Annotated in this window: 6 protein-coding genes and 6 tRNA genes; 9 read left to right on the forward strand and 3 right to left on the reverse strand. The window is 49.5% G+C overall.

Annotated elements, in window-relative coordinates; genetic code table 11:
- The first annotated feature begins 1 nt into the window (after window position 1).
- Both K5753_00470 and ispH read left to right on the forward strand, forming a co-directional pair.
- Window positions 2-619: a 1-acyl-sn-glycerol-3-phosphate acyltransferase gene (locus K5753_00470; GenBank protein MCR4725685.1), complete on the forward strand. Its 618-nt coding sequence runs from the start codon at window positions 2-4 to the stop codon at window positions 617-619.
- Window positions 616-2,874: a 4-hydroxy-3-methylbut-2-enyl diphosphate reductase gene (ispH, locus tag K5753_00475; GenBank protein MCR4725686.1), complete on the forward strand. Its 2,259-nt coding sequence runs from the start codon at window positions 616-618 to the stop codon at window positions 2,872-2,874. The genes K5753_00470 and ispH overlap by 4 nt, the downstream gene beginning before the upstream one ends.
- A gap of 81 nt (window positions 2,875-2,955) precedes the next feature.
- Here ispH and K5753_00480 read toward each other — a convergent pair whose 3' ends face one another.
- Together K5753_00480 and K5753_00485 are read right to left on the reverse strand one after the other, a co-directional pair.
- Window positions 2,956-3,546, reverse strand: a complete 591-nt coding sequence (locus K5753_00480; GenBank protein ID MCR4725687.1) for a DUF47 family protein — start codon at window positions 3,544-3,546, stop codon at window positions 2,956-2,958.
- Window positions 3,543-4,574 carry an inorganic phosphate transporter gene (locus tag K5753_00485; GenBank protein ID MCR4725688.1) on the reverse strand — a complete coding sequence of 344 codons (1,032 nt, stop codon included), beginning with the start codon at window positions 4,572-4,574 and terminating at the stop codon, window positions 3,543-3,545. Before K5753_00485 ends, K5753_00480 begins: the two co-directional genes overlap by 4 nt.
- Before the next feature lie 151 nt (window positions 4,575-4,725).
- Between K5753_00485 and K5753_00490 the strand changes: the two genes are divergently transcribed.
- From K5753_00490 to K5753_00520, 7 genes are all read left to right on the forward strand, one after another.
- Window positions 4,726-5,751 carry an ASCH domain-containing protein gene (locus K5753_00490; GenBank protein MCR4725689.1) on the forward strand — a complete coding sequence of 342 codons (1,026 nt, stop codon included), beginning with the start codon at window positions 4,726-4,728 and terminating at the stop codon, window positions 5,749-5,751.
- Between the two features lie 146 nt (window positions 5,752-5,897).
- Window positions 5,898-5,974, forward strand: a tRNA-Pro gene (locus tag K5753_00495).
- A 7-nt stretch (window positions 5,975-5,981) separates the two neighbouring features.
- Window positions 5,982-6,058 (forward strand) — tRNA-Ile (locus K5753_00500).
- Between the two features lie 21 nt (window positions 6,059-6,079).
- Window positions 6,080-6,156: transfer RNA gene (locus K5753_00505), tRNA-Asp, on the forward strand.
- 9 nt (window positions 6,157-6,165) lie between these two features.
- Window positions 6,166-6,241, forward strand: a tRNA-Phe gene (locus K5753_00510).
- A 5-nt stretch (window positions 6,242-6,246) separates the two neighbouring features.
- Window positions 6,247-6,319: transfer RNA gene (locus K5753_00515), tRNA-Thr, on the forward strand.
- A 2-nt stretch (window positions 6,320-6,321) separates the two neighbouring features.
- Window positions 6,322-6,406 (forward strand) — tRNA-Tyr (locus K5753_00520).
- Window positions 6,407-6,515: 109 nt separating this feature from the next.
- Here the strand turns inward: K5753_00520 and K5753_00525 are convergent.
- Window positions 6,516-7,263, reverse strand: a 748-nt coding sequence (locus K5753_00525) for a site-specific integrase (GenBank protein MCR4725690.1), incomplete at its 5' end; no start/stop codon positions are given.

Below are 7,263 nucleotides of genomic sequence, written 5' to 3' on the forward strand. Positions count from 1 at the left end.
TATGTACCGTTTTATAAGGTTTCTCTTCAAGCCGTTCATTTCGCTCATTTATCCGACGACCGTCATTCATAAAGAAAAGTATACCGACGAGAGCGCGATCGTCTGCTGCAACCATTACGCGTCCTGCGACGTCGTCGTCGTCGCGAACAAGCTGATCAAAAAGGATCTCAACGTCCTTGCGAAAGCGGAACTCTTCCGCAAAAAATTTTCGGCTTGGTTCTTAAAGAAGATTGGTGCGATCGCCGTCAACCGAGGAACGCCCGAAGTATCCGTCCATAAAGAGATCCTTCGCAGGCTTAAAAACGGAAAAAGGATCTTGATTTTCCCGGAAGGAACGAGAAATCTCGCGGGAACGCACGAAATGGCGGAATTCAAGTCGGGAGCGGGCGTCTATGCGATGAAAGCGAAAGTGCCGATCGTTCCTTTGATGTTTCACCATCAATCGAAAGCGTTCAAGAGAAACTATCTGATCGTAGGCGATCCGATCGATCTTTCGGAATTTTACGGAAAAAATATGCACGACGTAAAAGACGAAGTCGCCGCTTTTCTTCACGATAAAATGGAAGCGCTTCACCTCGAACTCGACTCGTACGTCGATTCGTTGAAGAAAAAGAAATGAACGTCGTTTTGGCAAAATACGCGGGCGTTTGCAAGGGAGTGGAGCGGGCGGTCTCGCTCGCGCTCGGCGCGGAAAAAACGCCGATCTATCTTCTCGGAAATCTTGCTCATAACGAACGAATCATTCGGAAATTATCGGAAAAAGGGTGCGTCGTGATCGACGAAAAAGATCTCGACGGACTTTCCGAGGGTACCGTCGTCATTCGTGCGCACGGTGTGACGAAGGCTTTGTATGAAAAGATCGCGCGGTCCGGCTTGGAGATTGTGGACGCGACTTGCCCTTACGTCCAAATGATCCACGACCTCGTCCGCGATTATTCCGACAAAGGCTACGGAATCATCATTATCGGCGATCCAAAGCATCCCGAAGTCGTCGGGACGAAAGGCTACGCCGAAAACGCGATCGTGATCGATTCTCTCGAAAGCGCGGAAAACGCCGTTTTTGACGAAAAAAAGCCGTATGCGCTCGTTTGTCAGACCACTTTTTCGGAAAAAATATCGAATATTATAATTGAATATTTGAAAAAGAAGATCAAATCGCTTGTCATTAAGGACACGATTTGTTATACTACAAAAGAACGACAGCGTGAGGCGGAAATTCTCTCACGCACGTGTGACGCCGTATTGGTCGTCGGAAGCCCAAGCAGTTCGAATACCACGAAACTTTTTGAGATTTGCAAGAAGAACTGCGAAAAAGTGTTCCTCGTCCCGTCGGCGGATCGCGTGAATGCGAAAGATCTTTCCGAAATACAAAAGGTTGGCGTTACAGCAGGAGCATCAACTCCGAGAGAGTTGATCATGGAGGTATTATCAGTAATGGAAGGCGAAAACGTAGTGACTCTCCAAAACACGGAGAATGAAAAGGCGGAAGTCAATTCCGCCGCAGTAGCAGCGACCGAAGAGAAGCAACCCAAAAAGATCACTTCGATGAAAGACGTTCTGGATTCGATGCGTGACGATATCCACGAAGGAAAGCGCGTCAAAGTCACCGTCATCAGAAGCGATGAAAAGGGCGTTTACGTTTCGGGTGCCCTTCTCGGAAAGAAGGACGGATTCATCGCTGCGGACAGAGTGACGAGCGGCGAGTATAAAGCCGACGACTATAAGCCCGGTATGGAATTTACCGCGATCGTCGTGCCGAATACGGATAAAAATTACGTCGCGCTCGATAAAGTCAAATTCGACGAAATCGAGGAAATGGATAAAGCGTTGCTCGACAGCGTTTTCGAATTGAAAATCGATAAAGCGGTCGATAAGGGCGGCTTGCTCGGCAAGAAAGGTTCTTACACCGTCTTTATTCCCGCGTCCCACATCGAACTCCACAGGGTCGAAGATGCGGATCTTCAATCCTACGTCGGCAAGAAACTTCTCGTCAAGAAGCTTCCCGATAAGAAGGGTGAAGAGGGAGAAAGCAACAAGCGCCACAGAATCGTCGCTTCCCATAAGGAAGTTTTGATCGCCGATAAGAAAGCGGCGCGCGAAAAAGCCGAAAAAGAATGGCAAGAGAAGAAAGCCCGCGAAGAAGAAGAAAAGAAGGCGATCTTCGAGGCGAACAGAGATCGTTTCGAAGTCAATAACGTCGTTCCCGGCGTCGTCAAGAGATTCGCGGATTTCGGTGCGTTCGTAAACGTTTACGGATTCGACTGCCTCGCTCCGAAGGGTGAGCTTTCTTGGACGAAGGACAAAGCGCCCAACGAAGTCTTGGAGCTCAACAAAGAGTACGAATTCGTTATCATCAAAGTCGATCCCGAGAACTACAAGGTTTCCTTGTCTTACAAACTTCTCCAAAAGCGTCCTTACGAGATCGCGCAGGAGAAATATCCCGTCGGTTCCATCGTAAAGGGCAAAGTCCAGACGATCGTTAACTTCGGCGCGTTCATCAGCATCGAGCCGGGCGTCGACGGACTCGTCCACGTCTCCAACATCAGCGACAAGAGACTCAACTCTCCCGCGGACGTTTTGAAGGTCGGCGACGAAGTCGAAGCGAAAGTCATCAGCTTCGTAGATAACCGTATGGCTCTTTCCATCAAGGACGTCAATGCTCCCGCCGATGCTTCCGATAATAAGGAAGGCGGTGAAAAGAGAGTTCGTTCGAACGGTCGTCCCGCTCCCGAGCGCAAAGGCAAGAAGCCCCCGGTGGACGAAGTTTCCAAGGAAGAGCAGGATATCGTTGCGAATTACGGCAACACCGAAACCGTTTCGAACAACGTGTTCAACGATCTTTTGAAAGGTTTCTTGGATAAAAACAAGGACTGATAAACTCCGTAAAATAATTAAAAACCGTCGCATTTCGCGACGGTTTTTTTTATTCGTTTTATACGGAAGAATAGGGAAATATTACATTTTTACGAGGATGTCGAGCAGGAAATCCATCGCGCTGTCCGCGATATCGGCGGTGTGATTCAAATGCTTGTAAACCTCCGCGTACTTAAAGATCGCGTGAAAATCATCCGTTTCGAATATATCCGCATACGCCATTTTCGTCAAGCGGTCGATTTCGTTTTCGTAGGCTTTTACTTTCAAGGCTTCCTCTTTAACGATTTGCGGGTAATGCTCGATATTTTGGATCGCTTTTCGAACGTGGCTCGTCATCTCGACCAACGTCTCGGTAATCTTCAAAACGTCGCGATTGGGTTTGAGTTTAAAAAGACGGATCTCGTCGACCGAAGTCTTCGTGTAATCGATGATCTCGTCGAGCTGTCCGGAGAGGTGGAAGAGGTCTTCGCGATCGATCGGCGTAAGGTAGGTTTTGTTTAAGGTTTCGATCAAAATGCGTCGAACCATATCGGCTTCGTCCTCGACCGCAATAACGGTATCGGCGATGAGTTCGTCGCCCGTTTGGCAGTACTCGTACAGAGATTCCATCGCTTTGCAGGTCAAATCGCATTGTTGTTGCAAAAGTTCAAAGAAAGAAACGCGTTTTTTCATAAAATACCTCCGAGAAGAACGTTTGTCAGGAAATAAAAGATCGCGCCGAAAAGGATGGTCGCCGGCATCGTAATGATCCAACCGAGGACGATTCGGCGAACCGTGATCCATTTAACGCCGTTTGCGCGTTCGGAGATCCCGATCCCGACGACGGACGAGGAAACAACTTGCCCCGTGCTGATCGGAATTCCCAAAAATGAAGACCCGAACATTACGATATTCGTCGCAATTTGCGAAGAAAGCGCCATAAAAGGCTTGATTCTGAACAGCCTTCTGCCGATCGTCAAAATGATCCGATAGCCTCCGAAGATCATCCCGAGACCGAGCGAAAAAGCAAAGACGCAGATCAAATAAAAGGGTGGCGTCGCGGGGATCGATGCGATCCCGAGGGAAACGATCAAAAAATAAATACCGATGGATTTTTGCGCGTCGTTTACGGAAATCGCGGACGCGATCGTCACCATATGGATCCATTGAAGGACTTTGACGAATTTGCCCGCGCCACCCGGAGCGCGTAATGCGATCCTTTTCAGCAATCGGTTGATGATAAATCCGATCAAAACGGAAACGAGCGGGGCGAGAAAGATCATTAAAATGATGCGGAAAAAGACGTTCGCCCATAAGATCGCCTTAAAACCGAACGCCGCGATCCCCGCGCCGATGATCCCGCCGAGCAACGTATGCGAAGTGCTGTTCGGCTGTTTCAAGACGTAAGTGATCGCGCTCCAAACGATCGCGGAAAGCAGGGCGGCAAGCAAATAAATAAAGCCTTTTGCGGGCGTCAATCCGCCGAAAAACGAAGAACGGACGATTCCTTTTCCGACCGTCGCCGCGACGGAAAGATCGGCGGAAATGACGAACATAAGAAGAACGGTCGCGGTCTGGGTGACCGCGCCGATAACGACGGCGAGTCGGGGATCGATCGCGCGCGTCGCAACGGTCGTCGCAATGGCGTTCGACCCGTCTGTGAACCCCATATAAAAGGTATACACGGACGTTAAAACCAAAAGAACAATCAAGTACGTCATTTTTGTTAAATTATAGTTTATTTTATATTTTATGTCAATACCGTCCCGAATTTGCCTTGACGCCGTTTTGAGCCGTTTACGATTTGAAAAAATCGCGCTCGGACGCTTCCGTTTTGCTATGTGACATGGTATAATATTTTCGGTGAATCAAATGAAGTACTTATCGGTCGATCTCGAAGCATGCAATACGTTCGTTAAAGGCAGCGTTTTCAGCGTTGGTATGGTCCTTGCGGACGAGAATTTCAATATCCTTTTCAAACGCAATTATTTGATCAATCCGCTTTGTCGTTTTGCAATGAAATTCCGCAAACCCATCGAGTTCGGGATCACGAAAGACGACGTCGCGGATAAGCCGACTTTTGCGGAAATGCGTGATGAATTCGCGTCTTATCTCGAAGATCCCGACACCGTCGTTATGGCGCACTCCGCGAATAACGATATGTTTATGTTCAACGAGGCTTGCAAAAGGGCGAAAGTAAAGCCTTTTACCTTGCGTTTTATTTGCACGCAGATGATCTATTCCGCCGTCTATAACGTCGAAAACGGGATCGGGCTCGATAAAGTCGCCGTTCGGCTCGGGCGCGATCAGTTTACCCATCACAGAGCGGACGACGACGCGGAAATGGCTTTATACCTCTTGAAGCATTGCTTGGAAAAAACGGGATTGTCTTACCCCGAAATGATCGAAAAATTCGGGATCACGCCCGGAAAAATGCTAAACGGGTCTTTTATCTCGATGAAATGCGACGAACTGACGAATCTGCGGATCCTTCGCCGCCGGCAAGCCTATGCGCAGCAAAAGAAATGGCAGCGCGAAGTAAAGAAGGGGATCGTTCCCGTTATGCATCTGATCCCGCGGCAGTTCGATTTGATGAAATGCAATTCCAAGACGCTCGAAATCCGAACGCTTGATGAAAAAAGGAAGCAGATCAAAGTCGGCGACGCGATTTATTTCGTTCGCGAGAGTCAAAAACCCCAAGTCCTGAAAACGATCGTTACGGCGATCGACACCTTCGCTTCGTTCGACGAAGTTTATTCCGCGTTCGACCCGTCCGCGCTCGGATTCCGCGGCGCGAGTTTGATGGAATTTCTCGAAACGATGTACGAGATTTATTCGGACACGCGCGAGTACGAAGACGGGGTCGTCGTCTTCCACGTGGAGGTGGCGAAAGAGTAGTGTTTCCGCGGTTTTTTCCTCATTTTTACCCCTTTCCGACACGCGGAAAAATCCTCTCGAAAAGAGGTAAAAAAAAATGAAAAAAATCAAAAAAAATCGTTGACATTATCTTGCCCGTATTGTATTATGAATAAGTCGCAAATCTTCGGGGTGTAGCGCAGCTTGGTAGCGCACGTGGTTTGGGACCATGGGGCCGGGAGTTCAAATCTCTTCACCCCGACCATGTACTGGGGCCTTTAGCTCAGTTGGTTAGAGCGGTCGGCTCATAACCGATTGGTCCGCGGTTCGAGTCCGTGAAGGCCCACCACTTTAAATTAGGTAATAATGCGGTCCTGTAGTTCAGCTGGTTAGAACGCCAGCCTGTCACGCTGGAGGTCAAGGGTTCGAGCCCCTTTCGGATCGCCATTTTTATAAGCCTTGGTAGCTCAGTAGGTAGAGCAGGGGACTGAAAATCCCCGTGTCGGTGGTTCGATTCCGCCCCAAGGCACCAGCCCTGCTGGTGTAGCTCAACTGGCAGAGCAGCTGATTTGTAATCAGCAGGTTGTTGGTTCGATTCCAATCACCAGCTCCGGAGAGATTCCCGAGTGGCCAAAGGGAGCAGACTGTAAATCTGTTGTCACCGACTTCGATGGTTCGAATCCATCTCTCTCCACCAAAGCAAAAAAACCGCCTTTTCGGGCGGTTTTTTGCTGTTTTATGGCGATTTTTTATACTTGTTTATGCCTATTTATACCTATTTTGTGACAATTTTTTGTGACAAAAAATCAGCTCAAAAGAGAAACGATCTTCGCCTTGTCCTGTTCCCATAGGTGACCGTACGTTTTGAGTATTTGTTCGGGCTTGTCTCCAATCAAATCGGCGACCACCATATAATTCGCTCCGTGGTGGATGCACATAGAAACGAAGCTGTGACGAAGGGTGTGGAGCGTGATCTTCGGGACGCCCGATAATTCGATATAGTGGTAGAAGGCGCGCGTGACGGAAGACGGAGGGAGTGGGCGGGATCCGCCGAAAAGGAACTCCCCGGAGCGCACCTCGTCCGTGATATAGGCGTCGAGCTCTTTGATGAGGCGATCCGTGAGTGGGATCGTGAAGTCCTTCCCGGTCTTTGCCGCCGTGATCTTCCACTTTGAGCCGTCGAGCGTCTTCTTCGTGTAGGTCTTGTATATATGGAGCGCGCCCTTTTTGTAGTCCTTCGGGGCAAGGGCGAACGCCTCGCCGCTTCGGCAGCCACACCAAAAGAGCAGGGTGAAGAAGGCGTGATACGTCGGATCCTCCACGACGGCGATGAAACGATCAAACTCTTCGACGGTCCAGTGCTTGAGCTTGTCCGCCGCCTCGCCGCCTTTCAGCGCCTTCGTTTGCTTTGGCAGCTTGACGCGCTTGAAAGGGTTGTCTATGTCGTAACGCTCCGAGAGCCAGTTCATAAAGGCGCAGAACTGCCCGCGCACGGTCTTGATATACTTGATCGAGAGCGGGGTGCCGTCCTTCTTCTTGGTGGCGATCAGGTCG

This window comes from Clostridia bacterium, assembly GCA_024685775.1.
Lineage (GTDB): Bacteria > Bacillota > Clostridia > Christensenellales > CAG-1252 > CAG-1252.

Coding starts and splice junctions, on each gene's coding strand:
- K5753_00470 (MCR4725685.1), top strand. CDS start 2: ATGTACCGTTTTATAAGGTTTCTCTTCAAGCCGTTCATTTCGCTCATT.
- ispH (MCR4725686.1), top strand. CDS start 616: ATGAACGTCGTTTTGGCAAAATACGCGGGCGTTTGCAAGGGAGTGGAG.
- K5753_00480 (MCR4725687.1), bottom strand. CDS start 3,546: ATGAAAAAACGCGTTTCTTTCTTTGAACTTTTGCAACAACAATGCGAT.
- K5753_00490 (MCR4725689.1), top strand. CDS start 4,726: ATGAAGTACTTATCGGTCGATCTCGAAGCATGCAATACGTTCGTTAAA.
- K5753_00485 (MCR4725688.1), bottom strand. CDS start 4,574: ATGACGTACTTGATTGTTCTTTTGGTTTTAACGTCCGTGTATACCTTT.